Consider the following 242-nt stretch of genomic DNA (forward strand, 5'->3'; position numbering starts at 1 on the left):
GACCTCATCTGCATCACGTCCATCCGAGGGCCTCCGCTGCCGACCCTTGCCCCACCGTCGCGGCGGCGAGTATCGACCCCGACAGCAGATCTTCGATCTCGTCGCGCAGCACGCCCTGGGCGGCAAGGATTTCGAGTTCTGCAGCCACCCGGCGCAGGCGTACGGCCGGAGCGGCGGCGGCAAAGGCCCGGAGCGGCTCGGTCAACGCATCGAGCCCACTGCGCTGCGTGAGCAGTTCGGAG

General features: G+C 69.4%; 1 protein-coding gene. It reads right to left on the minus strand.

What is annotated here, in order from left to right; genetic code table 11:
• Positions 1–13: 13 nt before the first annotated feature.
• Positions 14–242: hypothetical protein (locus SB717_RS38965; protein ID WP_410908619.1), on the minus strand; the 229-nt coding region annotated here is incomplete at its 5' end.

The organism is Priestia sp. SIMBA_032 (assembly GCF_046535215.1).
GTDB classification, from domain to species: domain Bacteria; phylum Bacillota; class Bacilli; order Bacillales; family Bacillaceae_H; genus Priestia; species Priestia aryabhattai.